General features: G+C 63.2%; 25 protein-coding genes. 23 read left to right on the forward strand and 2 right to left on the reverse strand.

Features of this window, described 5'->3' with window-relative positions:
• The first annotated feature begins 33 nt into the window (after positions 1 to 33).
• The 3 genes from BUC24_RS04475 to BUC24_RS04485 all read left to right on the forward strand — a co-directional run bounded on the left by BUC24_RS04475 (position 34) and on the right by BUC24_RS04485 (position 4,811).
• Entirely contained in the window at positions 34 to 2,055 is a 2,022-nt protein-coding gene (locus BUC24_RS04475; protein WP_073214774.1) for a DNA repair helicase YoaA, read from the forward strand.
• Positions 2,056 to 2,057: 2 nt separating this feature from the next.
• Positions 2,058 to 3,857, forward strand: coding sequence for a DUF885 domain-containing protein (locus BUC24_RS04480; protein WP_229448027.1), 1,800 nt, complete (start codon positions 2,058 to 2,060; stop codon positions 3,855 to 3,857).
• Positions 3,858 to 3,971: 114 nt separating this feature from the next.
• Positions 3,972 to 4,811, forward strand: coding sequence for a DUF6159 family protein (locus BUC24_RS04485; protein WP_073212910.1), 840 nt, complete (start codon positions 3,972 to 3,974; stop codon positions 4,809 to 4,811).
• 113 nt (positions 4,812 to 4,924) lie between these two features.
• Here BUC24_RS04485 and BUC24_RS04490 read toward each other — a convergent pair whose 3' ends face one another.
• The gene (locus tag BUC24_RS04490) at positions 4,925 to 5,905 is read right to left on the reverse strand and encodes an NADPH:quinone oxidoreductase family protein (RefSeq protein WP_073212911.1); all 981 of its coding nucleotides are present in this window, start codon (positions 5,903 to 5,905) and stop codon (positions 4,925 to 4,927) included.
• Positions 5,906 to 6,063: 158 nt separating this feature from the next.
• Between BUC24_RS04490 and BUC24_RS04495 the strand changes: the two genes are divergently transcribed.
• The 13 genes from BUC24_RS04495 (at position 6,064) to BUC24_RS04555 (ending at position 17,915) form a co-directional block, all read left to right on the forward strand.
• A complete protein-coding gene (locus BUC24_RS04495) occupies positions 6,064 to 6,672 on the forward strand; it encodes a toll/interleukin-1 receptor domain-containing protein (protein WP_073212912.1) in 609 nt (202 codons plus the stop codon).
• A 10-nt stretch (positions 6,673 to 6,682) separates the two neighbouring features.
• Complete coding sequence (locus BUC24_RS04500) at positions 6,683 to 9,136, forward strand: tetratricopeptide repeat protein (protein WP_073212913.1); 2,454 nt, start codon at positions 6,683 to 6,685, stop codon at positions 9,134 to 9,136.
• A gap of 71 nt (positions 9,137 to 9,207) precedes the next feature.
• The gene (surE, locus tag BUC24_RS04505) at positions 9,208 to 9,945 is read left to right on the forward strand and encodes a 5'/3'-nucleotidase SurE (RefSeq protein WP_073212914.1); all 738 of its coding nucleotides are present in this window, start codon (positions 9,208 to 9,210) and stop codon (positions 9,943 to 9,945) included.
• Positions 9,942 to 10,832 (forward strand): protein-L-isoaspartate(D-aspartate) O-methyltransferase, encoded by an 891-nt coding sequence (locus BUC24_RS04510; RefSeq protein ID WP_073212915.1) that lies wholly within the window; start codon positions 9,942 to 9,944, stop codon positions 10,830 to 10,832. Before surE ends, BUC24_RS04510 begins: the two co-directional genes overlap by 4 nt.
• A gap of 37 nt (positions 10,833 to 10,869) precedes the next feature.
• Positions 10,870 to 11,808: a peptidoglycan DD-metalloendopeptidase family protein gene (locus BUC24_RS04515; RefSeq protein WP_073212916.1), complete on the forward strand. Its 939-nt coding sequence runs from the start codon at positions 10,870 to 10,872 to the stop codon at positions 11,806 to 11,808.
• A 30-nt stretch (positions 11,809 to 11,838) separates the two neighbouring features.
• Positions 11,839 to 12,846, forward strand: a complete 1,008-nt coding sequence (gene rpoS / locus BUC24_RS04520; RefSeq protein ID WP_073212917.1) for an RNA polymerase sigma factor RpoS — start codon at positions 11,839 to 11,841, stop codon at positions 12,844 to 12,846.
• A 117-nt stretch (positions 12,847 to 12,963) separates the two neighbouring features.
• Positions 12,964 to 13,317, forward strand: a complete 354-nt coding sequence (locus BUC24_RS04525) for a hypothetical protein (RefSeq protein ID WP_143167384.1) — start codon at positions 12,964 to 12,966, stop codon at positions 13,315 to 13,317.
• A gap of 126 nt (positions 13,318 to 13,443) precedes the next feature.
• The gene (gene rlmD / locus BUC24_RS04530) at positions 13,444 to 14,787 is read left to right on the forward strand and encodes a 23S rRNA (uracil(1939)-C(5))-methyltransferase RlmD (protein ID WP_073214779.1); all 1,344 of its coding nucleotides are present in this window, start codon (positions 13,444 to 13,446) and stop codon (positions 14,785 to 14,787) included.
• Between the two features lie 41 nt (positions 14,788 to 14,828).
• Positions 14,829 to 15,287: an energy transducer TonB gene (locus BUC24_RS04535; protein WP_178372476.1), complete on the forward strand. Its 459-nt coding sequence runs from the start codon at positions 14,829 to 14,831 to the stop codon at positions 15,285 to 15,287.
• A gap of 4 nt (positions 15,288 to 15,291) precedes the next feature.
• Complete coding sequence (locus BUC24_RS04540; protein ID WP_073212920.1) at positions 15,292 to 15,660, forward strand: hypothetical protein; 369 nt, start codon at positions 15,292 to 15,294, stop codon at positions 15,658 to 15,660.
• Positions 15,657 to 16,655: a M28 family peptidase gene (locus BUC24_RS04545; RefSeq protein WP_083598702.1), complete on the forward strand. Its 999-nt coding sequence runs from the start codon at positions 15,657 to 15,659 to the stop codon at positions 16,653 to 16,655. Before BUC24_RS04540 ends, BUC24_RS04545 begins: the two co-directional genes overlap by 4 nt.
• A gap of 24 nt (positions 16,656 to 16,679) precedes the next feature.
• Complete coding sequence (locus BUC24_RS04550; protein ID WP_073212921.1) at positions 16,680 to 17,246, forward strand: DUF6151 family protein; 567 nt, start codon at positions 16,680 to 16,682, stop codon at positions 17,244 to 17,246.
• A 12-nt stretch (positions 17,247 to 17,258) separates the two neighbouring features.
• Positions 17,259 to 17,915 (forward strand): hypothetical protein, encoded by a 657-nt coding sequence (locus tag BUC24_RS04555; RefSeq protein ID WP_073212922.1) that lies wholly within the window; start codon positions 17,259 to 17,261, stop codon positions 17,913 to 17,915.
• A 44-nt stretch (positions 17,916 to 17,959) separates the two neighbouring features.
• On the opposite strand, the gene BUC24_RS04560 is transcribed toward BUC24_RS04555, so the two are convergent.
• Complete coding sequence (locus tag BUC24_RS04560; protein WP_073212923.1) at positions 17,960 to 18,640, reverse strand: Bax inhibitor-1/YccA family protein; 681 nt, start codon at positions 18,638 to 18,640, stop codon at positions 17,960 to 17,962.
• 215 nt (positions 18,641 to 18,855) lie between these two features.
• Between BUC24_RS04560 and ndk the strand changes: the two genes are divergently transcribed.
• The 7 genes from ndk to BUC24_RS04595 all read left to right on the forward strand — a co-directional run bounded on the left by ndk (position 18,856) and on the right by BUC24_RS04595 (position 25,822).
• On the forward strand, positions 18,856 to 19,281 hold the full coding sequence (gene ndk, locus BUC24_RS04565; RefSeq protein ID WP_073212924.1) for a nucleoside-diphosphate kinase: 426 nt from the start codon (positions 18,856 to 18,858) through the stop codon (positions 19,279 to 19,281).
• Between the two features lie 91 nt (positions 19,282 to 19,372).
• Positions 19,373 to 20,542, forward strand: a complete 1,170-nt coding sequence (rlmN, locus tag BUC24_RS04570; RefSeq protein ID WP_178372477.1) for a dual-specificity RNA methyltransferase RlmN — start codon at positions 19,373 to 19,375, stop codon at positions 20,540 to 20,542.
• Positions 20,539 to 21,363, forward strand: coding sequence for a type IV pilus biogenesis/stability protein PilW (gene pilW / locus BUC24_RS04575; protein WP_229448028.1), 825 nt, complete (start codon positions 20,539 to 20,541; stop codon positions 21,361 to 21,363). The genes rlmN and pilW overlap by 4 nt, the downstream gene beginning before the upstream one ends.
• Positions 21,364 to 21,376: 13 nt before the next feature.
• A complete protein-coding gene (locus tag BUC24_RS04580) occupies positions 21,377 to 22,411 on the forward strand; it encodes a helix-turn-helix domain-containing protein (RefSeq protein ID WP_073212927.1) in 1,035 nt (344 codons plus the stop codon).
• Between the two features lie 13 nt (positions 22,412 to 22,424).
• Positions 22,425 to 23,690 carry a flavodoxin-dependent (E)-4-hydroxy-3-methylbut-2-enyl-diphosphate synthase gene (gene ispG / locus BUC24_RS04585; protein WP_073212928.1) on the forward strand — a complete coding sequence of 422 codons (1,266 nt, stop codon included), beginning with the start codon at positions 22,425 to 22,427 and terminating at the stop codon, positions 23,688 to 23,690.
• Between the two features lie 106 nt (positions 23,691 to 23,796).
• Positions 23,797 to 25,140, forward strand: a complete 1,344-nt coding sequence (gene hisS / locus BUC24_RS04590) for a histidine--tRNA ligase (RefSeq protein WP_073212929.1) — start codon at positions 23,797 to 23,799, stop codon at positions 25,138 to 25,140.
• A gap of 28 nt (positions 25,141 to 25,168) precedes the next feature.
• Positions 25,169 to 25,822, forward strand: a complete 654-nt coding sequence (locus BUC24_RS04595; protein ID WP_073212930.1) for a YfgM family protein — start codon at positions 25,169 to 25,171, stop codon at positions 25,820 to 25,822.
• Positions 25,823 to 25,874 lie beyond the last annotated feature (52 nt).

Consider the following 25,874-nt stretch of genomic DNA (forward strand, 5'->3'; position numbering starts at 1 on the left):
AACGCCACCTTGACCGATTCAAACAGCGCGCCCCTGGCCCGCACCGACGCCCCACCCGAGGCCGAGCGCGATGGCGCGCCCGCCGGCAAACACGATGCCGAGATCGACCGCCTGTTCAGTGCGGGCGGTCCACTCGCGCCTGCCGTGGGCAGTTTCAGTCCGCGCCGCTCGCAAACCGAAATGGCCAAGGCGATTGCCCAGGCCATTGCCGACCAGACCACTTTGATTGCCGAAGCCGGCACGGGCACGGGCAAGACCTTTGCTTATCTCGTCCCGGCCTTGCTGTGGGGCGGTAAAACCATCGTGTCGACCGGTACCAAAAATCTGCAAGATCAGTTGTTTCTGCGCGACATTCCGACGGTGCGCGCTGCCTTGCGCGCCCCCGTCTCGGTAGCCCTGCTCAAGGGACGCTCCAATTATGTCTGTCATTACCACCTTGAACGGACCTTGCAGAACGGCCGCATGACCTCGCGCGACGACGTGGGCAACCTGCGTGAAATCTCGCGCTTCATCAAAATGACCACTTCCGGGGACAAGGCCGAGCTGGCCAAGGTACCGGAAAACGCGCAGATCTGGAACCTGGTGACCTCCACCCGCGATACCTGCATGGGCACCGAGTGCCAGTACTACCAGGATTGCTTTGTCATGAAGGCGCGCCGCGAAGCGCAGCAGGCCGATGTGGTGGTGGTCAATCACCACCTGTTCTTTGCCGACGTGGCGCTGAAAGACACCGGCGTGGCCGAGCTGCTGCCGTCAGCCAATACCATCATCTTCGACGAAGCGCACCAGCTGCCCGACACCGCCACCCTGTTCTTTGGCCAGACCGTGTCGACCTCGCAAATTCTGGAGCTGTGCCGCGACGTGCTGGCCGAAGGCCTGGCGCACGCGCGCGGCGGGCCCGACTGGGCCAAGACCGTCACCGTGGTGGAGAAGGCAGCGCGCGACCTGCGCCTGACCTTCCCGCAAGACATCATGCGTTTGTCGCTGGCGCAGATCATGCCGTCGTCCGATTTTTTCCCGGCGCTTGAAAACCTCAAGCAAAAGCTGGCCGAGATGATCGATGTGCTGGAAGAAAACGCGGCTCGCGCTGAAACGCTGGAACAAGTGCGCGTGCGCGCGGTCGAACTGGCGGCAGGGCTTGATGGCTGGAAGCCGGACGGCAAAGGCAAAATGGTCGAGGGCGACCAGGCCGTGCTGTGGGTCGAAGCTTTCTCTTCCTCCCTGCATTTGCACAAGACACCGCTGTCGATTGCGCCCATCTTCACCAATCAGCGTGAAGGCACGCCGCGCAGCTGGATCTTTACCTCGGCCACGCTGGCTGTCAAAAACGACTTCAAGCATTTTTCCAATCAAATGGGGCTGACGGGCGAACCGGCGCAAACCTGGCCCAGTCCCTTCAACTACGAGCAGCAGGGCTTGCTGTATGTGCCCAACGGCTTGCCGGAACCGAATTCCTTCGGCTACACCGATGCCGTGATCGACGCCGCGCTGCCGGTCATCGAGGCGGCTGGCGGGCGCACATTCTTTTTGTGCACCACCATTCGCGCGGTCAAGCAGGTGTCGGAACGCCTGCGCGACGAGTTTGCCAATCGCGGTCTGAACTTCCCCCTGTTTGTGCAGGGCGAGCGCGGCCGCACCGAATTGCTCGACTCTTTCCGCAATGCCGGCAACGGGGTGCTGGTGGGCAGCCAGAGTTTCTGGGAAGGCGTGGACGTGCGCGGCGACGCGCTCTCGCTGGTCATCATCGACAAGCTGCCGTTCGCGCCGCCCGACGATCCGGTGCTGGCGGCCCGCATTGACGTGATGGAAAAGCAGGGCATGAACGGCTTCATGCACCACACGCTGCCGGAAGCGATCATCAACCTCAAGCAGGGCGCCGGGCGCCTGATCCGCGACGAAACCGATCGCGGCGTGCTGATGATTTGCGACCCGCGCCTGATCAGCAAGTCGTACGGCAAGCGTGTGTGGCAAAGCCTGCCTTCATTCAAGCGCACCCGTCTGGAAGCAGACGTGGTCGCGTTCTTCAAACCGCAACAACCGAGTGCAGAGGAATAGCGATGGCAATGTTCAAGGCAGTGGTATTGGCAGCAGCACTGGCGGGCGCTGGCTTGATGGGCATGGCACCGTTGGCGCATGCCGCCGACGCCGTGCACAGCGAGAGCGCGGCCCAGCAGCTGGCGGCCCTGGCCGAGAAGTACTACGACGCCCAGGCGCGCTTCGAGCCGCTCAATGCCACCTTCTCGGGCGACAACCGCTTTGACGATTTGCTGCCCATGACGCTCATGCCGGCCGTGCGCGCGCGCCAGTTTGCCATGCTGCACGACACCCACGAAGCGCTCACGCGCATCGACCGCAGCAAACTGGCGCCAGCCGACATCACTACCTTCGATATTCTTGCCTTCGAACTGGCGGCCCAGCTGCGCATGGAGCCGTTCAAGGATTACCTGATGCCCATGTCGCACATGGACAGCCTGCCCGTGGTGCTGGCCAACTTCGGCAGCGGCCAAAGTTCGCAGCCCTTGACCACGGTGGCACAGTATCAGGCTTACCTGAAACGGGTCGAGGCCATGCCGCAGTGGATCGACGCGGCCATTGCCAACATGCGGGTGGGCATGCGCGACAAGATCGTGCTGCCCAAGGCCCTGGTGACGGGACTGCTGCCGCAAATCAAGGCGCTGGCCGCGGCACCGCTCGCGAAAAGCGATTTTTATACCCCGATCAGCAATCTGCCCGCCAGTTTCAGCGCGGGCGAGAAGGCGCGCCTGAAGGGCGCCTACGCCAATGCCGTGCGCGACAAGGTGCTGCCCTCGCTGCGCAAGCTGGCCGTGTTTTTGGAAAACGATTATCTGCCCGCAGCGCGCGAGAGCGCTGGCTGGGGCGCGCTGCCGGACGGCGCCGCCTGGTACCAGAACTGGGTGGCAGTGCAAACAACCAGCAATCTGACACCGGACGAGATTCACCGCATCGGCCTGGCCGAAGTGGCGCGCATCCATGCCGAACTGGCCAAGCTCGGCCCCAAGCTGGGCTACACCGGCAGCCCGGCCGGCTTGCCGCGCTGGCTGGCCGAGCAGCCCAAATACCGTCCGTTCAAGAGCGATGAAGCGGTGCTGCAGGCATATCGCGATTTGAATGCGCGCATCCAGCCCAAGCTGGCCCAGCTGTTTGCCACCCTGCCCAAAGCGCCGCTCGAGATTCGCGCGGAGCCGGCCTTGTCGCGCGACACCGCCTCCGACCATTACACTGGCGCAGCTGCCGACGGTTCGCGCCCGGGCATGTTCTGGGCCGTGATCCCCGACCCGGCCGCGTACGCCAGCACCAAGATGACGGCCTTGTTCCTGCACGAAGGCAATCCGGGCCACCATTTCCAGCTGTCCCAGCAGCAGGCACTGGCGGTGCCCAAGTTCCGCAAATTCGGCGGCAACAACGCCTACATCGAGGGCTGGGCGCTGTATGCCGAGTCGCTTGGCAAGGAGATGGGCCTGTACGACGACCCCAACGCCTACGCCGGCTTCCTGATGCTGGACTTGCGCCGCGCCGCGCGCCTGGTGGTGGATACCGGCCTGCATGCGAAGGGCTGGAGCCGCGAACAAACGGTCGACTATCTGGTTGAGCAGGCCGGCGACACCAAGGACAGTGCCATCAACGCCACCGAACGCTACATGGCCTGGCCAGGCCAGGCGCTGGGCTACAAGGTGGGGGCGCTGAAAATTGCCGAATTGCGCGAGCGCGCCAGCAAGGCGCTGGGACCGAAGTTCAAGCTGGCACGCTTCCACGATGCCGTGCTGGCCGAGGGCAGTTTGCCGCTGGGCTTGCTGGAGACGCGCATCAACGGCTGGATTGCGGAGCAGGCAAAGTAGGGCGGTGAGCAGGATGTGATTTTACCGTCGCATTTCCTGTGGGAACGTGATATTTTGTGCATCGTTGGCATGTTCGCATGCCCGATTCCTCACTTGTCCCCTCAGGAGAACACCATGTTCGACCGTTTGAAACGCAGCTTTGAGCTCGTCAAAGCCAGCGCCACCGTACTGCGCCAGGATAGCCAGTTGCTGGTCTTCCCTTTGATTTCCGGGCTGGCATCGCTGCTGGTGGTCCTGTGCTTTGCCCTGCCCATGTTCGGCTTGCACGCCTTTGATCACGTGCGCGGCAACAACGCGATGATTTACTCGACGGGCTTCCTGTTCTACGTGGTTCAGTATTTCGTGATTTTCTATTTCAACGTGGCCCTGGTGGGCGCAGCCATGATCCGCATGGATGGCGGCGTGCCGACCTTGTCGGACGGTCTGAAGGTTGCCAACAGCCGCCTGGGCGCCATTTTTGGCTATGCCGTCATTGCCGCGACCGTGGGCGTGGTGTTGCGCGCCATTCAAGAACGAGTTGGCTTCCTTGGCCGCATTATTGTCGGCCTGTTGGGGATGGGCTGGACCACCGCCACCTTCCTGGTGGTGCCGGTGCTGGTGGCCCATGACAAAGGACCGATCGAGTCGATCAAGGACAGTGCCTCTTTGCTCAAGCGCACCTGGGGTGAAAACGTGATTGGCCAGGCCGGCATGAGCACCTTCTTTGTTGTGCTGTACATGGCGCTGGTGCTTGGCGCGTTTGGTTTGCTGGCAGGCGCGGTGGCGCTGGGCAGCAATGTGCTGGTGGTGCTGGTGGTGGTGTGTGCGGTGGCACTGCTGCTGGTGGGCGGCTTGATCCAGAGCGCCTTGTCGGGCATCTACTCGGCGGCCTTGTATCGCTATGCATCCGGTGGCAACACGGGCAGTGCGTTCGATAACACCGTGCTGGCCAGCGCCTTCCAGCCGAAACACTAACCACAACCTCGTCCTCGCGAAGGCGGGGACCCATTCCGCGCTCGCGCAGAGAAACCCGTATTCTCTGCGCGAACGCGCTATGGGTCCCCGCCTACGCGAGGACGAGGTGTGTGTTATTTGCCGGGCTGAATGACCACTTTACCCGTCACTTTACGCGCCGCCATGTCGTTCAACGCCGCCGCCGTATCCTTGAGCGCATAACGTCCCGAAATATGCGGCTTAATCTTGCCTTCGCCCAACCAGCCAATCAACTGGCGCATGGCCGCCATGTTGGCCTTCGGTTCGCGCTTGGCAAATTCGCCCCAGAACACGCCCATCAATGAGGCGCCCTTGAGCAAGGTCAGGTTCAGTGGCAGCTTGGGAATCTCGCCATTGGCAAAGCCCACCACCAGGTAGCGCCCGCGCCAGCCAATCGAACGGAAAGCGGGCTCTGCATAGATGCCGCCAACCGGATCGTAAATCACATCCGGCCCCTTGCCATCGGTGGCCGCCTTGATGGCCTCGCGCAAGTCTTCGCTGCTGTAGTTGATGGTGGCGTCAGCGCCGTGGGCGCGGCACACAGCCAGTTTTTCTTCGCTGGACGCGGCCGCAATCACGTGCGCCCCCAGCGCCTTGCCGATCTCGATTGCCGCCAGCCCGACCCCGCCTGCCGCACCCAGCACCAGCATGGTTTCGCCGGCTTTGAGGGCGGCGCGGTCGACCACCGCATGATGCGACGTGCCGTAGGTGAGGGTGATGGCCGCTGCCGTGTCGAAGTCCATGCCAGGTGGCATGGGCATCAAGGCGTGCACCGGCACCACGATCTGCTGCGCGAACGCGCCCTGGGCCGTGAAGGCAATCACCTTGTCGCCCGCCTTGAAGGTGGTGACCCCGTCGCCGACAGCGCGCACCACGCCGGACAGTTCGCTGCCTGGCGTGAACGGCAGTTCAGGCTTGAACTGGTACTTGCCCTGGATGATCAGCACATCGGGAAAGTTGACGCCAGCGGCCATCACCTCGAGTGCCACCTGGCCGGGACCGGGCTGGGGATCGGGCAAGTCCTGAATGGCTAATGTATCGGGCAATCCCCATGCGCTGCAGACCACGGCTTTCATTGGCGTCTCCTGAATGATAAGAAAATAGTACGACCGTTTGATTTTTTGATTATGCCTGATTTGCGCACTTTGCGGGAGCGCAAGGCTGCAAATGTCGAGCTTGTTAAAGTCGAGGATGCGCGCGCGCCGGTCCGCACATTCGCAAAAGGGAGAATGAAATGGCAATCCGTTACGGCTGTTTCTTCAGTTACGCCCACGGCCGTTACGAGCTGATGAACAAGTTCAAGGCGGCCCTGTCTGATGCGATCCGCTGTTACCTGGAGCCGTATTTCGACAACGAAGACGAGCTGTTCATCGATACCGAACAGCTCGGTGGCGGCGACGACATTGACCGCCGCATCGCGCGCGCGCTGTGCGAAAGCGTGTCCATGATTCTGATTTACACCCCCAAGTACGAGGCGCACGGTTACACCCGGCGCGAATACGCGGCCATGCAAATGCTGGAGCAGGAGCGCGGCCAGTGGTACCCCATGCCCAGCCATTTGATCATTCCCGTGATCATGACCATGCACCCTGGCCGCCTGCCGCCGCAAATCACCAATTCCAGCCTGTACGTGGACTTTTCCCATTTCACGATGGCGACCAGCGACCTGAAGTCAAATCCCGATTTTCTGCCAGACATTAAGAAAATTGTTGAGCGGATTGTTATTCACTATCAGTACCAAAAAAGGTACACGCCGGTGGGACATGATTGCAACCAATTCGTGCTCCCCGATGTCCCACCTGAATGGCGCGATCTGCCGGATCTGACTTTTCCAAAAAAATAGAGGAGCATTAATGGAACGCAAACGCATTACCCTGCCGCCGATAACCGCTCCCGGCGAGGTGACCACGTTTTACTCTTTCGAGAGCGGAACGGCGCGCAGTATCGCGCTGTCGAACACAGCAGTACTGCTGGCGGGCCGGGCCAATGCCACGGTGCCAGTGCTGATGATCGATTGGGACACCGAATCACCGGGTCTGCATCACCATTTCGGCTGCGGCCAAGCCGCACCCGGCCTGCTGGAATATTTTCAGGCCTGCCGCGACTACCTGCACAGCCTGGGGCGCGCGCCTGCCGCTGCCGACGACAGCGCGCTGGCGCGCCAGGTGCTCGAGGCCATCGACTGGGAACCCTTTGTCGAGCGGGTCGACGCCAGCCGCCCCCTGTACCTGATGCGCGCCGGCCTGCTGGACGACAGTTACGGCGAGCGCGCCGACCGCATGGACTGGGATGGCTTGTTCACCGCCTGTCCCGCCTTGTTCCGCTGCTTTGGCGACCATCTCGCACGGCGCTTTCGGCATGTGCTGGTCGATGCGCGCAGTGGCCGCTCGGCTGCCGTGAGCATCTGCACCACCTTGCTGCCGACCCGCCTGGTCACCTTGTTCACCCCCAACCAGCGCAGCCTCGACGGTCTGGCCGGGGTGGTCACCCGCGCCATCGATTACCGCTGCAGCCACGAGGAAGAGCAGCGCCCGCTGCTGGTGTATCCGCTGCCCTCATCGATCGACAGCGCCGACTGCGAGCGGCGTATCCAGTGGCGCCGCGGCGATCCCCAGCGCGGGCAGCCAGGCTATCAGCCGGTGCTGGAGAAGCTGCTGCGCCAGTGCTACAGCATGTCGCAGCTGTCACTCGAGAGCTACTTCAACGAAGTCCAGCTGCAGCAAACCAATGCCATGTCGGGCGGTGACCAGCTCCCTGCCATGGCCGCGCGCGAGGCCGACCGCTTTTCGCTGGCGCGCACCTTCGAGACCTTGCTGGCCTGGCTGGGCGAAGGCCGCTTTCCCTGGCAGTCGCTGGACGAAGTGCGCCTGGTCGATGCCATTGCCCAGGCGCGCGCCCTGCTGGGCGAGTGCGCGGGCGGCGCCATTTCGCTGCCGCTGGCGCACGATTTGCACGCGCTGGGTCTGCTGTACCAGGACCAGGGCAGGGCCGCCCAGGCCCTGGCCTGCTACGAAGAAAGCCTGGCCCTGCGCCAGCGCGTGCTGGGCGAAGACCACCCCGATACCCGCCGCAGCCGGGCCCACCTGGCGGCGCTGCTGCGCGACAGCGGCAAGCTGCCCGAGGCCAGCTTCCTGCACGAATTGCTGGTGGAAGACTGTCTGCGCCTGCTTGGCCCCGACCACCCCGACACGCTGGCCGCGCGCGCCGCGCTGGCCGCCACCCTGGCGGCACTGGGCGAATTTGAACGCGCGCTCAGTTTGCACGAACAAGTCATCGCCGATTGTGAGCGCCTGTTTGGCGCCGGCAGTGCCCTCACGCTCGACAGCCTGGCCGGGCAGGCGCAAACCCTGACCCGGCGCGGCGAATTTTCGCGCGCCCGCATGGTGTACGAACGGGTGCTCGAAGGCCGTGAACGCCTGCTTGGCGACGAGCACGCCGACACCGTGCGCTGCGCCCAGCAGCTGGCCATGCTGCTCTACGAGCTGGGCGACCTCAATCATGCGCGCAAGCTGCAGGAGGGCGTGGTCGAAGCGCGCGACCGCCACCTGGGCCACGACCATCCGCTCACCCTGGACGCGCGCGCGCAGCTGGCTGAAATCCTTGCGGCCCAAAGCGACATCGATGGCGTGCGCAAGGTGCTCGAAGCCCTCGCTGCCGGACGCGAACGGCGTCTGGGTGCCGAACATCCCGATACGCTGTCCATTCAACTGCGCCTGGCCTCCATGCTCAGCGATTATGGCGACCATGGCGACCTTGATGCGGCGCGCCGCCTGCAGCAGCAGTTGTTAAGTGTGCACGAGCGGGTGCACGGCGAGGACGACCTGCATACCCTCCATTGTAAAAAGGCCCTGGCCACCACGCTCTCGCGCCAGGGCCACAGCGTGGACGCGCGCAAGCTCGAAGAATCGGTCCTCGCCGGCAGCGCCCGCCTGATCAGCAAGCGCGGGGTGGCAGCCGGGCCGCACGAGTCGCACGCGGGCGCGCTCGGCTTGCGCGCCTCCATTCTCGACGGGCGCGACCATCCCGACCAGGCCGAAACGCTGGGCCACAAACTGGCCCAGCTGCAGCAACTGATCGACAACCGCAGCGAGCGCGAGGCGCGCGAACTGGCCGACAGTTTGCGCCAGTCGGTGCTGCGCCCGAATGCTGCCAATCCCCTGCGCCTGCGCGGCGTGGCCATGATCAAGCAAGTCTATTTGCAAGAGAATGACAAAGATGCCTTGCTGTCGTTTGCACAAGATGAAGTGTCATCGTTGCAAGAGGCATTGAAGGAAGTGGCGGGCGGCCGCGCTGCCACGATCCTCTGACATCTGTTGCACACCACAAAATCTTGGAGGCAGGCGAGCGGTGGAACCGTTGCTTCAGGTAAAATCGCTGCATGAGAATTCTGATTAGCAATGATGATGGCTATCTGGCCCCGGGCCTGGAAGCCCTGGCCGGGGCGCTGGCAAGCATCGCCGAGATTGTCGTCGTCGCGCCGGACAGCAATCGTTCGGGCGCGTCCAATTCCCTGACGCTGGACCGGCCCCTGTCAGTGCAGCGGGCCGCCAATGGCTTTTATTACGTCAATGGCACCCCCACTGACTGCGTGCACATTGCCTTGACGGGCATGCTCGACTACCGTCCCGATCTGGTTGTCTCCGGTATCAACAACGGCCAGAACATGGGCGATGACACCCTGTATTCGGGCACGGTGGCGGCCGCCACGGAAGGCTATCTGTTCGGTATCCCGGCGATTGCCTTCTCGCAGGTGGCGCACGGCTGGGAGCATGTCGATGCTGCTGCCCGCGTGGCCTGCGAGATCGTGCAGCGCCGCTTTGACGGCTTGCCCTCGCCATATCTGCTGAACGTCAACATTCCCAACCTGCCATACGAAGCGATGGGCGCGCTGCGCCCAACCCGCCTGGGCCGGCGCCACCAGGCCGAGCCGGTGATCCGCACCCAGGATCCGCGCGGCCGCGATATTTACTGGATAGGCCCGCCCGGCGCTTGCCTCGATGCCGGCGAGGGGACCGACTTTTACGCCACCGCCCAGGGGGAGGTCTCGATCACCCCCTTGCAGATCGACCTGACCCACAAGACCCAGCTCGAGCTGCTGGCGCGGGGTCTGGCATGACGGAAAAGCGCAGCACCTTTCCCTTGCCGCTGTCGTCCGTCACCGGCAGCGCCAAGGGCAGCAGCGGCGCCAAAGGCAGCAGCACCCCATCGTATTCGCCGGCCAAAGTCGCGACGCCGCAAACGGCCACCCGCAACGCCGCGCACACGCCTGCCGCCAAGCCATGGTCGCTGCCGCCGGCGCCGGGCAGGGCCCAGAGCGATGCCCTGGCCCGCGGCCAGGCCCAGCCATTGCAGGCACCGCGTCCGGACTTGATGGTGTCGGACGCGATCCGGCGCGCCATGGTGCAGCGCGTGGCCAAGCAGGGCGTACAGGACGCGCTGGTGCTGGGTGCGCTGGAAGCGGTGCCGCGCCACCGCTTCATTGATGAAGCCCTGTCGGCCCAGGCGTATATCGATGCCTCGCTGCCGATTGGCCACCACCAGACCATTTCCCAGCCGTATATCGTGGGCCGCATGATCGAAGTGATGCGCAACGGCGGCAAGCTGCAGCGCGTGCTCGAGATCGGCACCGGCTGCGGCTACCAGGCCGCCGTGCTGTCGTGCGTGGCGCAGGACGTGTATTCGATCGAGCGCATCAAGCCCCTGCACGAGTTGGCTAAAAGCAATTTACGCCCCTTACGGATCCCGAATATCAGGCTGCACTACGGAGATGGTATGCTTGGGCTGCCCCAGGCCGCGCCATTTGATGGCATTATTCTGGCTGCGGCTGGTATCGAGGTGCCCCAGGCACTGCTCGAACAGCTCACCATCGGTGGCCGTCTGGTCGCGCCGGTGGGTGTCCGCGTCCAGCATTTGCAACTGATTACGCGCATCGGCAAATCCGAATGGACCAGCGAGACGCTCGAAGATTGTCACTTCGTGCCGTTACGCTCCGGGACGGTTTGATCCACTGCGCAAGCCTAGACCCATAACAACGATGAGAATGAAACAGTTAAGCCAACTTACCCTGCTGACCTTGGTCTTCGGACTGCTCAGCGCCTGTACCAGCACCGGCCGCCATGCGCCGGTCGAAGAGCGCAAACCGGCCTCGCACGAAAGCCGCCCCAGCAGCAGCGCGGCCGAGGAACCGAAAGATGAACGCGGCTTCTACACCGTCAAGAAAGGCGATACGCTGCTGCGCATCGCGCTGGACTACGGCCAGAATTATCGCGACCTGGTGGTCTGGAACAACCTGGCCAATCCAAACGACATCAAGGTCGACCAGGTGCTGCGCGTGGCGCCGCCGGACGGCGCGTCCGGTTCCGGCGTGCAGACGCTGCCTGTGGCGGCCGCGCCCGAGATCAAACCGGTGCAGCCACCAGTGCCGCGCAAGACCAGCCCGAAGGGCGACAAGAAGCCGTATTCCGAAGCGGCGCTAGCCGATGCGCGCGGCGAAACCGGGGCCCGGGCCGACAAGGACGACAAGGACGACAAGCCAGCCAAGCCGGTCGCCGCCACGGTGCCATCGGCATCCGGCATTGCCGCCGGCAGCATGGTCACCGCCACCGACGACGACAAACTGAGCTGGATGTGGCCATCGGACGGCAAGATTGTCGCCACCTTCGATGAAGGCAAAAACAAGGGCATCGACATTGGCGGCAAGGCGGGCCAGCAAGTGATGGCGGCCAGTTCCGGTAAAGTCATGTATGCGGGCAGTGGAATCCGCGGTTATGGTAATCTGGTGATTGTGAAGCATAGCAATAGCCTGTTATCGGCCTATGCACATAACCGCAGCATCACTGTCAAAGAAGGCCAGAGCGTCAACAAGGGCCAGGTCATCGCCGAGATGGGAGATTCGGATGCAGACGCCGTCAAATTGCACTTTGAAATACGCCAGCAGGGCAAGCCGGTCGACCCGTCCCGGTTCCTGCCCAGCCGCTAAGCTGCAGGGCCGGTAGCGGGGAACGTCGCCATGACCCATTCCCCGCACCAGCTCGACGACGACGCCGCCTCGGATGATTTTCCGGACGAGCCGCTCGACGACGCGATCGACGCCGACGGGGCGGACGATGCGGAAGATGTGCCCGCCGTGGCAGCCGTACTGGAAAGCGTCGACGAGCTCAAAAAAGTACTGGCAGCCGAGCTCTCGACCGACACCACCCAGCATTACCTGAATCAGATCGGCACGCGCGCGCTGCTGACCGCCCCGCAGGAAGTCCATTACGCCACTCTGGCCAAGGCGGGCGATTTCGACGCCCGCCAGACCATGATCGAGCACAATCTGCGCCTGGTCGTGTCCATTGCCAAGCACTACATCAACCGCGGCGTGGTCTTGCTCGACATGATCGAGGAAGGCAACATCGGCCTGATGCGGGCCATCGACAAGTTCGAGCCGGAACGGGGCTTCCGCTTTTCCACCTATGCCACCTGGTGGATCCGCCAAAGCATCGAGCGCGCCATCATGAACCAGGCCCGCACCGTGCGCTTGCCGGTGCACATGGTGCGCGAACTCAATCAGATCCTGCGCGCCAAATACCACCTCGAAGCGCAGCACCACGACGGCAAAGATGCCAGCGCCGAAGACATTGCCCACCTGGTCGGGCGCCCGGTCGAGGAAGTGCAGGATATCCTGGCCCTGTCCGAACACGCCACCTCGCTTGACGCCCCGCTCGACAATGATCCCCAGTCCTCGCTGATGGACATGCTGCCCGGCGATGCCGACGACAGTCCCGACGCGCGCGCCGAACACCACGAAATGACACTGCTGGTGCGCGACTGGCTCACGCGCCTGCCGGACAAGCAGCGCATCGTCATCATGCGCCGCTTCGGGCTGGACAATGACGACCCGGCCACGCTCGAAACCCTGGCCGAAGAAATGGGCGTCACGCGCGAGCGGGTGCGCCAGATCCAGCAGGAAGCGCTGGTCAAGCTCAAGCGCGCCATGGCTGCGCGCGGCGTGGTGCGCGATTCCCTGTTGTAGACAATATGTTGTCGTCTTCCAACTTCCGTCTGTTCTGCGTTATGATGCTGGCATGTCCGTTTAACATTCGGCAATCACCGGGGCAATCGCCCCTGAACCACGCAAGCGGGAAGAGGAATGAATCGAGCACGACAGGCCCTGGCCTTGTATCGGGTAACTTGGACCGAAGTGTCATTGGGATGGGTACCCTTGCTGTCGAGCCGGCGCAACGATATGCCGGGCGCGCTGGAAGTCGCTGCCATCCCGGAACTGATTCAAGCCCTGGGCGACGAAAAGCACTTTGTCACTGCCCACGTGCTGCTGACCCAGCTGAGCGCGGTGCGCTTCGAATCCCTGCCCACCTGGAACGGGCTGACGCTGCACAATAACGCCGACGGCGCCGTGACCATCGACCCGGCCCAGCGCGGCGCCCTCAAGCAGCGCTGGCAGCGCTGGTTCGTCACCAGTCCGCGCCCGGCAACGCTGCCCTGAAGGCCAGGCCCGGGCTGCCCGCCGTGGCGTCCGGGGCCATAGCCTGCTATCATTCGCGCGCGCCGCATTGGCGCCAACTCCCCCTTTTTTCTCCTTTTTTCGCACCTTTAGCGTGTGTTCTTCGCCATGCAAGACAACATCATCGACATCAAATCCCTCGACATGGACGCCCGCGGCGTTGGCCACCTGGCCAATGAAGATGGGTCGCCCGGCAAAGTCATTTTTGTCGAAGGCGCCTTGCCTGGCGAGCGCGTCAGCTTTTTGACGTTCAAGAAAAAGAAGAACTGGGAAGCGGCGCGCATGACCGAGCTGCACCGCGCGTCGTCGATGCGGGTCACGCCCAAGTGCCAGCATTTCGACTACTGCGGCGGCTGCTCGATGCAGCATCTGGAACCGTCGGCCCAGGTCGCCATGAAGCAGCGGGTGTTGGAAGACAACCTGTGGCACATCAGCAAGGTCAAGGCCGAGAACGTGATGCGGCCGATGTACGGGCCAACCTGGGGCTACCGCTACCGCGCCCGCCTGTCGGTGCGCCACGTGGCCAAGAAGGGCACGGTGCTGGTGGGCTTCCACGAAAAGCGCTCGGCCTTTGTGGCTGACATCACCGACTGCAAGATCCTGCCTCCGCATGTGGCCGCCATGCTGGTGCCGCTGCGCGGCCTGATCGGCGCGCTGTCGATCTTCGACCAGGTGCCGCAGATCGAGGTGGCCATTGGCGAAGAAGTCACCGCCCTGGTGCTGCGCATCATGGCGCCGCTGACGAGCGCCGACGAAACCCTGCTCAAGGCCTTTGCCGACCAGTGGACAGTGCAATTCTGGCTCCAGACCAAGGGCCCGGAAACGGCGGCGCCATTCTACCCGCTGGACAAAGAGCTGTATTACACCTTGCCGGAATTTGGCGTGAAAATGCCGTTCAAGCCAGTCGACTTCACCCAGGTCAATCACCACATCAATCGGGTGCTGGTGGCCAAGGCCCTGAATCTGCTGGAGGTGCAGCGCGACGATCGCGTGGCCGACCTGTTCTGCGGGCTGGGCAACTTCACTCTGCCGCTGGCAACCCAGGGCAGGGAAGTGGTGGGCATCGAAGGCAGTACCAGTCTGACTGAGCGTGCCCTGTCGAACGCGACGGCGAACGGCTTGTCGGCCAAGACCACCTTCTCGACCCGCAACCTGTTTGAAGTGACGCCGGACGACCTGGTCGCGCTGGGCAAATTCGACCGCATGCTGATCGACCCGCCGCGCGACGGCGCCCATGCCCTGGCCCAGGCCCTGGCTGGCCTGCGCGCCACGCATCCGGACCTGCTGCCCAAGCGCATTGTGTACGTCTCGTGCAGCCCATCGACACTGGCGCGCGATGCCGGTATTCTGGTGCACGAAGCCGGCTATGTGCTCAAGAAAGCGGGCGTGGTGAACATGTTCCCGCACACCTCGCATGTCGAATCGATGGCCGTGTTCGATCTGGCTGTCTGAGCTGTCCGGTCCTCGCATCGACCCTCGTTGAAAGGATGAACATGGTGGCACGCACGCTGATATTGCAAACGCTGACCGTGCTGGCGCTGGGCGCCGGCCCAGCCTGGGCACAGCAGTCAGTCAGTCCGGAACTGCCGCAGCCGGCCAACCCCCAGCTCGACCAGTTCTACCAAGACCATCCCGACCTGCGGCCTGCCATGCGCGGCCCTGCCGCACAAGCCAGTGCGGCGCCTAGAGCCGCGGGCAAGCCCTGCGCCGGGCCGGCCTATCCGCGCGAAGCACGCCGCCTCGGGCAAAAAGGATCGGTCCAGCTGAAATTCATGATCGACACCGACGGCAGCGTGAGCGAGGCCGAGGTGGAAAAATCGTCCGGCCATCCCTTGCTGGACAATGCGGGCCTGGCCGCGATCCGTCTGTGCAAATTCCAGCCCGCCCTCAAGGACGGGCGCGTGATTCAAAGCTGGCACGCGGTCAGCTATTCCTGGGCATTGGACTGGTAGCGCCATGCTGCCTGCGCTGAAAAAACGCCTCAGCTACGAGAAGGATGGCCGCAACGTGCTGGCCGAGTCGCGCGCCCTGGCGCGCAAGGCGATCCGCAAGCGCAAGGCCAAGGCCAGCCGCGCTTTGCGGCGGGCCCAGACCGTGGCCATGGCCACGCTGGAAGGAGGCGAGGCTGAGCTGGCAGTGACGCGCACCGGTGCGCGCTCCTGGCGCAAGATTGCTGACGCACCATTGGCCCAGTACGTGGCCCAACCCCTGGTCAATAGAGGCATCGCCAGCAAAGGCAGTGGTTTGCGCAGCATGGCCAGCAAGCGCGCGCGCTATCGACGCTTCGTCTGCAAGGGGCCGCTGAACCCGAGGGCGCCAGCGTGAGAACCCGCACAGCCGTGTTGCTGACCACGGGTCTGATCTGGCTGCTCGGTGCGGGCGCGCTGGCGCTGGTGGTCCAGCCCCTGGCCGGCACCGTCGCTTCCACGCCGCCTGCGGTCGATCCGGCGCGCCTGGAGCAGCATGTGCGCCACTTGTCGCAAACGCTGTATCCGCGCAGTGCCGACCAGCCCGGCCACCTGAACGCGGCAGCCCACTACATTGCGGCCGAGTTTCGTGCCGCCGGTGCCAGCGTCGAGATGCAGCCGGTGCTGGTGCAAGGTCAGACTTACCACAACGTGATCGCCCGCTTCGGCCCGCGCCAGGGGGCGCTGCTGGTCATTGGCGCCCATTACGACAGCCATGGCGCCAACACGGCCGCCGTGGCCACAGCGGATAGCCACACCCCCGGCGCCGATGACAACGCCAGCGGCGTGGCTGGTTTGATCGAACTGGCCCAACTGCTGGGGCGGCAGGCGCCAGCGCGCCCCATTGAACTGGTGGCCTATACGCTGGAAGAGCCGCCGCATTTCCGCACCGAGCACATGGGCAGCGCATGGCACGCGCGCGCCCTCAAGGCCAGCGGGCGCGCCGTGCAGCTGATGCTGTCGCTGGAAATGATTGGCTATTTCAGCGATGCGCCAGGCAGCCAGTCCTATCCCGTCCCGGCCATGAAGCGCCTGTACCCGGAGCGCGGCAATTTCATCGCGCTGGTCGGCAGGTTCGGCGACTTTGGTGCGACCCGGCGCGCCAAGGCCATCATGGCTGGCGCCACCGATCTGCCAGTCGAGTCGCTCAACGCACCGCCCGTGGTGCAAGGTATCGATTTTTCCGATCATCGCAATTACTGGCACCAGGGTTACCCGGCACTGATGGTGACCGACACCGCCTTCATGCGCAATCCAAATTACCACAAGGCCGGCGACACGGCTGATACACTCGATTACGTGCGCGCCGCAAAAGTGGTGCAATCGGTGTTTGCACTGACCAGCCAATTGTAAATCGCATTGAAAGGGAGCAATGCCATGGAGCATCCACTGGAATGCAGTTGCGGTAAGGTGAAGGGTCTCGTCAGCCATCCGGACCAGGCTGTGCGCGCGGTCTGTTATTGCGCCGACTGCCAGGCCTTTGCCCGGTTTCTTGGCAAGCCGGATCAGATTCTCGATCCACTGGGCGGCACCGATGTGACTGCGGTTACGCCCGAACAGGTGCGCTTCACGGCAGGCCAGGACATGCTGGCCTGCATGTCCTTGTCGGAGCAGGGTTTGCTGCGCTGGTATGCGCGCTGCTGCAATACGCCACTGGGCAATATCAACCGGAATATCAAGGTCGCGCACGTGGGCTTGATCCACAACTGCCTGGGCACCCCGCAGGCGATCGAAGCGGCGTTTGGTCCGATCCAGATGCATAATTCCACCAAGAATGCGCGTGGCACGCCGGCGCCGATTCCATTTGGCACACTCAAAACCATCCCCCGTTTCGTCTGGCAACTGGTGCGCGCGCGTGTCGATGGCAGCTACCGGCGCAACCCATTTTTCAAGGACGCGCAGGGCACGCCGCTGGCCACGCCCGTCATTGCCGGGTCCGCCTGAGACAGCGCCGCCATGGCCCGCGCTGTCCCCCTGCTGCTGGCGCTCGCCTCGGCCCTGACTGCTTGTAGTCAGCAGCATGCCGATGCGCCGCCGCCCGAGTTTGGTGCCATTGAGCGCGCCTGGTTTGGCTGCCCCTCCATGGAAGGCGTGTACGCCTGGCCGCCCATTGCCGGAGAGTACGCCGGCGGCAAGATCGCCAGCAACCGGCGCGCCTGGGAAGATGGCAAGCCGGTGCCTGTGCACGGCAAGGAAATGCAAATCTGGGTCAAGGAAAAGGGTGGCAGCGCCTTGTGGTTCCGCGCCCGCAGCGTCAATCGGGCGCTGCCGCCGAATACGCCCCTGGCAGGTGGCTGGAGTTTCAATGAATACCACCGGGGTCAATGGCGGTGCAAGGGCTCGATGATTGAAATGGCGCCCGAGGAAATCGGCGCCCAGGCCAACTTTGGCGGCACCGGGGCGCGCCGCAGCTTCAAGCTGGCACGCATGCAAGACGGCGCCCTGGCGGTCGGCATTGCCACCGTGGCCCATGGCGGGACCGACTATTTGTATTCTTACGATGGGGTGCATGCCGGGCCCGTCAAGACGCCGGACCGCCATTTCTGGGCCTGGTCCAAACTGGCACGGACCGGGTCAGGGGACACCGAGCCGGGCAGTGCGCCCGCACCATGAAAAAAGCCGGCCACGAGGCCGGCTTGTTGTTGCGCCTGACGCGCTTAGTCGCGCGAGCCGCCCAGGCCCAGCAGGCTGAGCAGATGCGAGAAGATCACGTACACGTCGATGTACAGTGCCAGCGTGGCGCGAATGTAATTGGTTTCGCCGCCGTTGACGATCTGTTGCACGTCATACAGGATGTAGGCCGAGAAGATACCAATTGCCATGACGGAAATCACGATGGCGAACACCGGCATCTGCAGGAAGTAATTGGCCAGCGATGCCAGGATCAGCACGATGGTGCCGGCTGCCAGCCACTTGCCCATGGCCGAGAAATCGCGCTTGGTCACGGTGGCAAAGGTCGCCATCACGGCCAGTACGGCGCCGGTGCCGCCAAAGGCCAGCATGATCAGCTGCGCGCCATTGCTGAAACCCAGGGTGCGGGTGAGCAGCGGCGTGAGCCACAGGCCCATGAAGAAGGTGAAGGCCAGCAGAACGCCCACGCCAGCAGCCGAATTTTTGGTTTTTTCGATGGCATAAGTGAAACCCCAGACCATCGCCAGGAAGACGACGAAACCGAGAATGCCACTTGGAATCGGCACGTGGAAGGCCACGCCGATGGCGGCGCCCAGCACGGTCGGGATCATCGACAGTGCGAGCAGCCAATACGTGTTGCGCAGAACTGCATGGCGCGCGTCATACGGCGCCGCGGGGACATACTGTTTATCGAAACTGACTGACATAGTGCCTCCGAGGAATAAACGATTGGGTAAAGCATAGCACAAGCAGCAAAAAGGGTGCAAAATCGGCCCTGCTGCCCCGCATTGGCGTGCCTGGTCCCCGCGGCTGGGGCTTCGGCGGTGCAATATCCGTCAAAAGGGGTGTTGTATGGTAAAATCGAAGGTTGATTGAGTCTTACACTCGACATTAAACCTTTCTTTTTATTGGAGTTTTTACAATGGCAATCGAACGCACCCTGTCGATCATCAAACCAGACGCAGTTGCAAAAAACGTAATCGGCCAAATCTACAGCCGTTTCGAAGGCGCTGGCCTGAAAGTCGTCGCAGCCCGCATGACCCAATTGTCGCGCGCTGAAGCCGAAGGCTTCTACGCCGTGCACGCTGCACGTCCGTTCTTCAAGGATCTGGTCGATTTCATGATCTCCGGTCCTGTCATGATCCAGGTTCTGGAAGGCGAGAACGCGATTGTCAAGCACCGCGACCTGATGGGCGCAACCGATCCGAAAAAAGCAGAAAAAGGCACCATCCGCGCCGATTTCGCTGATTCGATCGATGCCAACGCCGTGCACGGCTCGGACGCCGCTGAAACCGCTGCTGTGGAAATCGCTTACTACTTCCCAGCACTGAACGTGTACTCCCGTTAATCAGCCAAGGCTGACTGACCTGTAGCAGACCGCCTGTCCATGCTCCCGGAGCCCGGCAGGCGGGATCCAAAGTTTTAGACAGAAGACCATTATGACGACTCTCACCAACTTGCTGGACTTCGATCCCGCGCAACTCGTCGCCTATTGCGCCGACTTGGGTGAGAAGCCGTTTCGCGCCAAGCAGCTGCAGCGCTGGATTCACCAGTTCGGCGCCAGCGATTTCGAGTCCATGACCGACCTGGCCAAGTCGCTGCGCGACAAGCTGGCCACGCGCGCCGAAGTGCGCGCCCCTGCCGTCATCAGCGACCATACCTCCACCGACGGCACCCGCAAGTGGCTGGTTGACGTGGGCAACGGCAATGCGGTGGAAACCGTGTTCATTCCCGAAGAGAACCGGGGCACGCTGTGCATCTCGACCCAGGCCGGCTGCGCCGTCAATTGCCGCTTTTGCTCCACTGGCAAGCAGGGCTTTAACCGCAATCTGTCGGTGTCCGAAATTATTGGCCAGCTGTGGATGGCCGAATTCGAACTGCGCAAGACCAAGGGCATCGAGCCTGGCCCCAAGGGCGAGCGCCAGATCACCAACGTGGTGATGATGGGCATGGGCGAGCCGCTGCTCAATTTCGAGCCGACCGTCACTGCGCTCAAGCTCATGCTCGACGACAACGCGTATGGCCTGTCGCGCCGCCGCGTCACGCTTTCGACCTCCGGCGTGGTGCCGATGATGGACAAGCTGTCGCAGGAAGTACCGGTGGCGCTGGCGGTATCGCTGCACGCCTCGAACGACCCGCTGCGCGACGGCCTGGTGCCGCTGAATAAAAAATACCCGCTGCGCGAACTGATGGCCGCTTGCAAGCGCTATCTGGAATTTGCCCCGCGCGACTTCATTACCTTTGAATATTGCATGCTGGACGGCGTCAATGACAGCGACGAGCATGCGCGCGAACTGGTGGCCCTGGTCAATGACCGCACCGTGGGCGTGTCGTGCAAGTTCAACCTGATCCCGTTCAATCCGTTCCCCGAGTCCGGCTTGCTGCGCTCGAAGAACCCGCGCATCAAGGCCTTTGCCCAGGTGCTGATGGACGCTGGCATCGTGACCACCATTCGTAAGACGCGCGGCGACGATATCGACGCCGCGTGCGGCCAATTGGCCGGAGAAGTGCAAGATCGGACCCGCGTACAGGAGCGTATGGAAAAAATGGCTGAATACCAGAAGAAATTTGGCGCCGATTTCGGGCGCATCGTGGAGATTCCATCTTGAAGGCGCGCATCGCAAGCGGTCTTGCCTTGTGTGTGCTGGCGGGCGTGCTGTCGGCTTGTGCCGGCGGCAAGGGCGCCGCTGGCAACAATGATCTGGCTGGCAGCAAGTCGGAACTGAAAACGGCGTCGGATGCGACCAGCGCCGACAAGCGTGCTTCGATCCGGCTGCAGCTGGCCGTCGGCTACTATCAGAACGGCAATTACGAAGTGGCGCTGGATGAAGTCAAGATGGCGCTGGCAGCCCGCCCCGAGTATTCCGATGCGTTCAGTGTGCGCGCCCTGGTGTATACGGCCATGGGCGAAATGGCGCTGGCCGAAGAAAATCACCAGCGCGCCATTGCGCTGGCACCGCGCAATCCCGAGTTGAACAACAATTATGGCCAGTTCCTGTGCCAGGTGGGCCGCTACGAACTGGGCATGGCACAGCTGGAAATGGCGCTCAAGAACCCTTTGTACCAGTCGCCCGTGCTGGCCAAGGTCAACGCCGGTACCTGCGCCACCAAGATGAAGAACTACGACCTCGCCGAGCGCTACCTGATGGATGCGCTGCGCTACGAGCCGGACATGCCTGCCATTCAGGCTGCCATGGCGCGGGTCTATTTCGAGCGGCGCGATTACGAACGTGCCGGATTTTTTATCACCCGCCTGAACACCATGATGAAACCCGAGAACATGTCAGCTGAAGTGCTGTGGCTGTCGATCCGGGTGTACCGCAAACTGGGCGACAAGGCCACGGAATCGACGCTGGCGACGCAGCTGCGCCGCCGTCATCCTGGCTCGCCCGAGTTTGCCGCCTTCATGCGTGGGGCTTTTGATGAGTGAGACAGGAACCAGTATGAATGCAGAACGGGCAGACCGGCCGGTGCCGGATCAGCATGGCATTCCAGGCAAGACCCTTGCTGCCCAGCGCGAAGCAATGGGCTGGACAGTGGAGCAGGTCGCCGATCAACTGAAGCTGGCGGTGCGCCAGGTCATCGCACTGGAAGAGGGCGATTACGCCAATCTGCCAGGGCCGGCCGTGGTGCGCGGCTTCGTGCGCGCTTATGCCAAGGTGGTCAAGCTCGATGCCGCGCCACTGGTGGCGCAGATCGCGCTCGATACGCCAGCCGTCAACGACAGCAGTGCCAGCGTGGTGCGGCGCGAGCGCCCGACCTCGTTTTCGCAAGTGCGTTTTCCCACCAATGGCAAGCGCGCCTCCAAGCTGCCGTATCTGCTGGTCGGTGCCGTGGTGGTGCTGGGCGCTGCTGCGTACGGGGCCTGGCACAGCGGCCTGATTCCGCACACGCTGCTGGCGGGCATCGGCGCCCCGGGTACCACGCCGGCGTCGGTCGCTTCCGCGCCGCTGCCGGCCGTTGCCACCCCTGCCGCGCCGGATGGCGCCGTTGCCGTGCTGCCGCCGCCGGTGGCAGCGCTGCCGGCCGACAGCGCGCAGGCCGCCAAGCCGGCCGAGCCCTTGCCGCCCGTGATCAGCAACGCTGTGCCCCTCATTTCGGTGCCGCCGCCAAGCACGCCTTCGTCCAGCGCTGCCGCTGCCGGCGCGCTGCAAGGCGTGAACCCGCAAGCTGGCACGGCGCAAGGTGCCAGTCCGGCCCCAGCCGCGCCCGCCGCGGCCCCGGTCGCCGCTCCTGCGCCTGCGTCCAACGCGCTGGTGCTGGTGGTGCGCGAAGATTCCTGGATCGAAGTGCGGCGCGACAAAGGACCCAAGCTGTTCTCCGGTCTGGTCAAGGGCGGCCGGGTGGAAACGGTCACCCTCGATGGCCCGGCGACGCTGATCGTCGGCAACCCTGGCGCGGTCGATGCGACGCTGCGCGGCCAGACCGTGGCGCTGCCGACCAACGGCAGTAAAACCGCCCGTGTCCCACTCAAGTAATAGGTTCTAGTTCATGTCTTTATCGAATTTGGCGATTCCTTCCGGTCCCCTCGCACGCCGCGTCAGCCGCGCCGTGCTGGTGTCCCACGGCGAGCGCAAGGTCTGGGTGGGCGGCGACGCGCCGGTGGTGGTGCAGTCCATGACCAATACCGACACGGCCGACGTGATTGGCACGGCGATCCAGGTCAAGGAGCTGGCCCGGGCCGGTTCCGAGATCGTGCGCATCACGGTCAACAATGCCGAGTCGGCTGCTGCCGTGCCCCTGATCCGCGAACAGCTCGACCGCATGGAGATCGACGTGCCGCTGGTGGGCGACTTCCATTACAACGGCCACACCCTGCTGCGCGACTATCCCGACTGCGCGCGGGCGCTGTCGAAGTATCGTATCAATCCCGGCAACGTGGGGCAGGGCGCCAAGCGCGACACCCAGTTTGCGCAAATGATCGAAATTGCGGCGCAGTACGACAAGCCAGTGCGCATCGGCGTCAACTGGGGCAGCCTGGACCAGGCCCTGCTGGCGCGCATCATGGACGAGAACGCGGCGCGCGCCGAGCCGTTCAGCGCCCAGGCAGTCATGTACGAAGCCTTGATCACCTCGGCCATCGAAAACGCCGTGCGGGCCGAAGAACTGGGTCTGGCGCGCGACAAGATCATCCTGTCGTGCAAGGTGTCCGGCGTGCAAGACCTGATTGCCGTGTACAGCGAACTGGCGCGCCGCTGCGATTATCCACTGCACCTGGGTCTGACCGAGGCGGGCATGGGCAGCAAGGGCATCGTCGCCTCGACGGCGGCGCTGTCGGTGCTGCTGCAGGAAGGCATTGGCGACACCATCCGCATTTCGCTGACACCGGAACCGGGCGGCGACCGCACGCGCGAAGTCATTGTTGGCCAGGAGATTTTGCAAACCATGGGGCTGCGCAAGTTTGCGCCGATGGTCATTGCCTGCCCTGGCTGCGGACGCACCACTTCGACCACCTTTCAGGAGCTGGCCGACAACATTCAGACCTATCTGCGCGAGCAGATGCCGGAATGGAAAAAGCTGTATCCGGGCGTGGAAGGCATGAACGTGGCCGTGATGGGTTGCATCGTCAACGGGCCCGGCGAATCGAAGCATGCCAACATTGGCATCAGCCTGCCTGGCACGGGTGAATCCCCGGCCGCGCCGGTGTTTGTCGACGGCCAGAAAGTGGTGACCTTGCGCGGCGAAAAAATTGTGGAAGAATTCCAGGACATTGTCCTGAACTATGTGAAAACCAATTACGGCAAGCAGCCGGCCTGACATCGCCCTCGCGCAGGCGGGGGCCTATAGCACGTTACCGAAGTTGTTCAGCGTGCTATGGGTCCCCGCATTCGCGAGGACGACGTCGGCATCATAAAAGAGCACCATGTCCGATAACAAAAAACCTGAAAAAATCACTGCCATCAAAGGCATGAATGACATCCTCCCGGCCGATGCGCCCTTGTGGGAGCTGTTTGAAAACACCGTCCACTCGGTCCTGAAAAGCTACGGCTTCCAGAAGATCGTCACCCCGATCGTGGAAGACACGGCCCTGTTCAAGCGCGCCATCGGCGCCGTCACCGACATCGTGGAAAAGGAAATGTATTCCTTTACCGATGCGATGAACGGCGATGCTCTGACGCTGCGCCCGGAAGGCACCGCTGGCGTGGTACGCGCCGTGATCGAGCACAATCTGGCCTACGAAGGCCCGAAACGGGTCTGGTACAAGGGCCCGATGTTCCGTCACGAAAAGCCGCAGCGCGGCCGCTACCGCCAGTTCTTCCAGGTCGGCGCCGAAGCGATCGGCTTTGCCGGCCCGGACATCGACGCCGAGCTGATCATGCTGTGCCGCCGCCTGTGGGATGACCTGGGTCTGGAAAACATCCGCCTCGAACTCAATTCGATTGGTGATGCCGCCGAGCGCCAGGCCCACCGCGCCGAGCTGATCAAGTACTTCGAAGCCAATATCGACCAGCTCGACACGGAAGCGAAGAACCGCCTGCACGCCAATCCGCTGCGCATTCTGGACACCAAAAATCCCGCCATGCAGGATCTGGTGAACAAGGCGCCCAAGCTGCTGGACTATCTGCAGGCCGAGTCGATTGCCCACTTCGAGGGCGTCAAGCGCATCCTTGACCATAACAATATTCCGTACGTGATCAATCCGCGCCTGGTGCGCGGTCTCGATTACTACAACCGCACCGTGTTCGAATGGGTTACCGACGCGCTCGGCGCCCAGGGCACGGTGTGCGCGGGCGGGCGCTACGATCCCCTGATCGAATCGTTTGGCGGCAAGCCGACCCCGGCTGTGGGTTTTGCGATGGGCATCGAGCGCCTGGTCGAGCTGATGAAGCTGGCCGGCGAACCAGCCGATCCGGCCAGCTGCGACGTATACATGGTGCACCAGGGCGAGGCGGCGCAGATGCAAGCCTTTGTGCTGGCCGAACGAATTCGTGATGCCGGCCTCGATGTTGTGCTACATTGCGCGGCGGCCACGGGCGCCGGCAGTTTCAAGAGCCAGATGAAGAAGGCCGACGGCAGCGGCGCGGCCTTTGCCGTGATCATTGGCGACGATGAAATTGCCAACAGCACGGCCGCGGTCAAGGCCATGCGCGGCGCCGAAGGCGAGCAGCAGCAGGCCAGCGTGCCGTTCGACGCCGTGGTCGACTATCTGGTGGACCAGATCGTCGGTCATGACCACGACCACGACCACGTGCATTATCATCACTAATTCCTGACCTTTAACATAGAAGAAGACCATGGCATACGATCTCGAAGAACAAGAACAAATCGCCTCCCTGAAGGCGTTCTGGAACAAATTCGGCAATCTGATCACCTGGGCGCTGATCGTGGTGCTGGGCGGTATTGCCGCCTACAATTTCTGGAATGCGCGCGAGCGCAGCCAGGCTGGCGAAGCCTCGGCCCTGTTCGACCAGCTGGCGCCAGCCATTGCCGCCAAAGATGCGGCCAAGGTCCAGCGCATCGTCAGCGATGTCGAAAGCAAGTACAAGGACAGCACCTACGCCCAGATGAGCGCCATGGCTGCCGCCAAGTTCGCCTTTGACAGCGAAGACCTGAAAGGCGCGAAAGCCCATCTGAACTGGGTGATCGCCAACGGCAATGCCGAATACAAGTCGATCGCCAAGGTCCGCCTGGCTGGCGTGCTGATGGACGAAAAGGCGTACGATGAAGCCTTGAAACAACTTGACGCCAGCATCCTGCCCGAGTTCGCCGGCATTGCCGCCGACCGCAAGGGCGATATCCTGGTGGCCCAGAACAAGATCCCGGAAGCGCGCGCCGCCTATGAGGCAGCGCTCAAGGCCATGGACGATAAAACCCCGGGCCGCGGCCTGGTGCAGTTCAAGCTCGAATCGATTGGCGGTACCGTCGCGGCGCCGAAAGCGGCTGCCTAACTTGTCGTGCCCTGCGCGGCCCGCCGGCGCCTTTCGAGGAGCGGCGGGCCGT

Origin of the sequence: Massilia sp. CF038, from assembly GCF_900129765.1 — a bacterium.
Taxonomy (GTDB): Bacteria; Pseudomonadota; Gammaproteobacteria; order Burkholderiales; family Burkholderiaceae_D; genus Telluria_A.

Bases quoted from the DNA above. Each gene is read 5' to 3' on its own strand.
- BUC24_RS04535 (WP_178372476.1), top strand. From the start codon at position 14,829: ATGGTGGCACGCACGCTGATATTGCAAACGCTGACCGTGCTGGCGCTG.
- rlmN (WP_178372477.1), top strand. From the start codon at position 19,373: ATGACGACTCTCACCAACTTGCTGGACTTCGATCCCGCGCAACTCGTC.
- ndk (WP_073212924.1), top strand. From the start codon at position 18,856: ATGGCAATCGAACGCACCCTGTCGATCATCAAACCAGACGCAGTTGCA.
- BUC24_RS04560 (WP_073212923.1), bottom strand. From the start codon at position 18,640: ATGTCAGTCAGTTTCGATAAACAGTATGTCCCCGCGGCGCCGTATGAC.
- BUC24_RS04490 (WP_073212911.1), bottom strand. From the start codon at position 5,905: ATGAAAGCCGTGGTCTGCAGCGCATGGGGATTGCCCGATACATTAGCC.
- surE (WP_073212914.1), top strand. From the start codon at position 9,208: ATGAGAATTCTGATTAGCAATGATGATGGCTATCTGGCCCCGGGCCTG.
- hisS (WP_073212929.1), top strand. From the start codon at position 23,797: ATGTCCGATAACAAAAAACCTGAAAAAATCACTGCCATCAAAGGCATG.
- rlmD (WP_073214779.1), top strand. From the start codon at position 13,444: ATGCAAGACAACATCATCGACATCAAATCCCTCGACATGGACGCCCGC.
- BUC24_RS04510 (WP_073212915.1), top strand. From the start codon at position 9,942: ATGACGGAAAAGCGCAGCACCTTTCCCTTGCCGCTGTCGTCCGTCACC.
- BUC24_RS04515 (WP_073212916.1), top strand. From the start codon at position 10,870: ATGAAACAGTTAAGCCAACTTACCCTGCTGACCTTGGTCTTCGGACTG.
- BUC24_RS04595 (WP_073212930.1), top strand. From the start codon at position 25,169: ATGGCATACGATCTCGAAGAACAAGAACAAATCGCCTCCCTGAAGGCG.
- BUC24_RS04555 (WP_073212922.1), top strand. From the start codon at position 17,259: ATGGCCCGCGCTGTCCCCCTGCTGCTGGCGCTCGCCTCGGCCCTGACT.
- rpoS (WP_073212917.1), top strand. From the start codon at position 11,839: ATGACCCATTCCCCGCACCAGCTCGACGACGACGCCGCCTCGGATGAT.
- BUC24_RS04500 (WP_073212913.1), top strand. From the start codon at position 6,683: ATGGAACGCAAACGCATTACCCTGCCGCCGATAACCGCTCCCGGCGAG.
- BUC24_RS04495 (WP_073212912.1), top strand. From the start codon at position 6,064: ATGGCAATCCGTTACGGCTGTTTCTTCAGTTACGCCCACGGCCGTTAC.
- ispG (WP_073212928.1), top strand. From the start codon at position 22,425: ATGTCTTTATCGAATTTGGCGATTCCTTCCGGTCCCCTCGCACGCCGC.
- BUC24_RS04540 (WP_073212920.1), top strand. From the start codon at position 15,292: ATGCTGCCTGCGCTGAAAAAACGCCTCAGCTACGAGAAGGATGGCCGC.
- BUC24_RS04550 (WP_073212921.1), top strand. From the start codon at position 16,680: ATGGAGCATCCACTGGAATGCAGTTGCGGTAAGGTGAAGGGTCTCGTC.
- BUC24_RS04525 (WP_143167384.1), top strand. From the start codon at position 12,964: ATGAATCGAGCACGACAGGCCCTGGCCTTGTATCGGGTAACTTGGACC.
- BUC24_RS04580 (WP_073212927.1), top strand. From the start codon at position 21,377: ATGAATGCAGAACGGGCAGACCGGCCGGTGCCGGATCAGCATGGCATT.
- BUC24_RS04480 (WP_229448027.1), top strand. From the start codon at position 2,058: ATGGCAATGTTCAAGGCAGTGGTATTGGCAGCAGCACTGGCGGGCGCT.
- BUC24_RS04485 (WP_073212910.1), top strand. From the start codon at position 3,972: ATGTTCGACCGTTTGAAACGCAGCTTTGAGCTCGTCAAAGCCAGCGCC.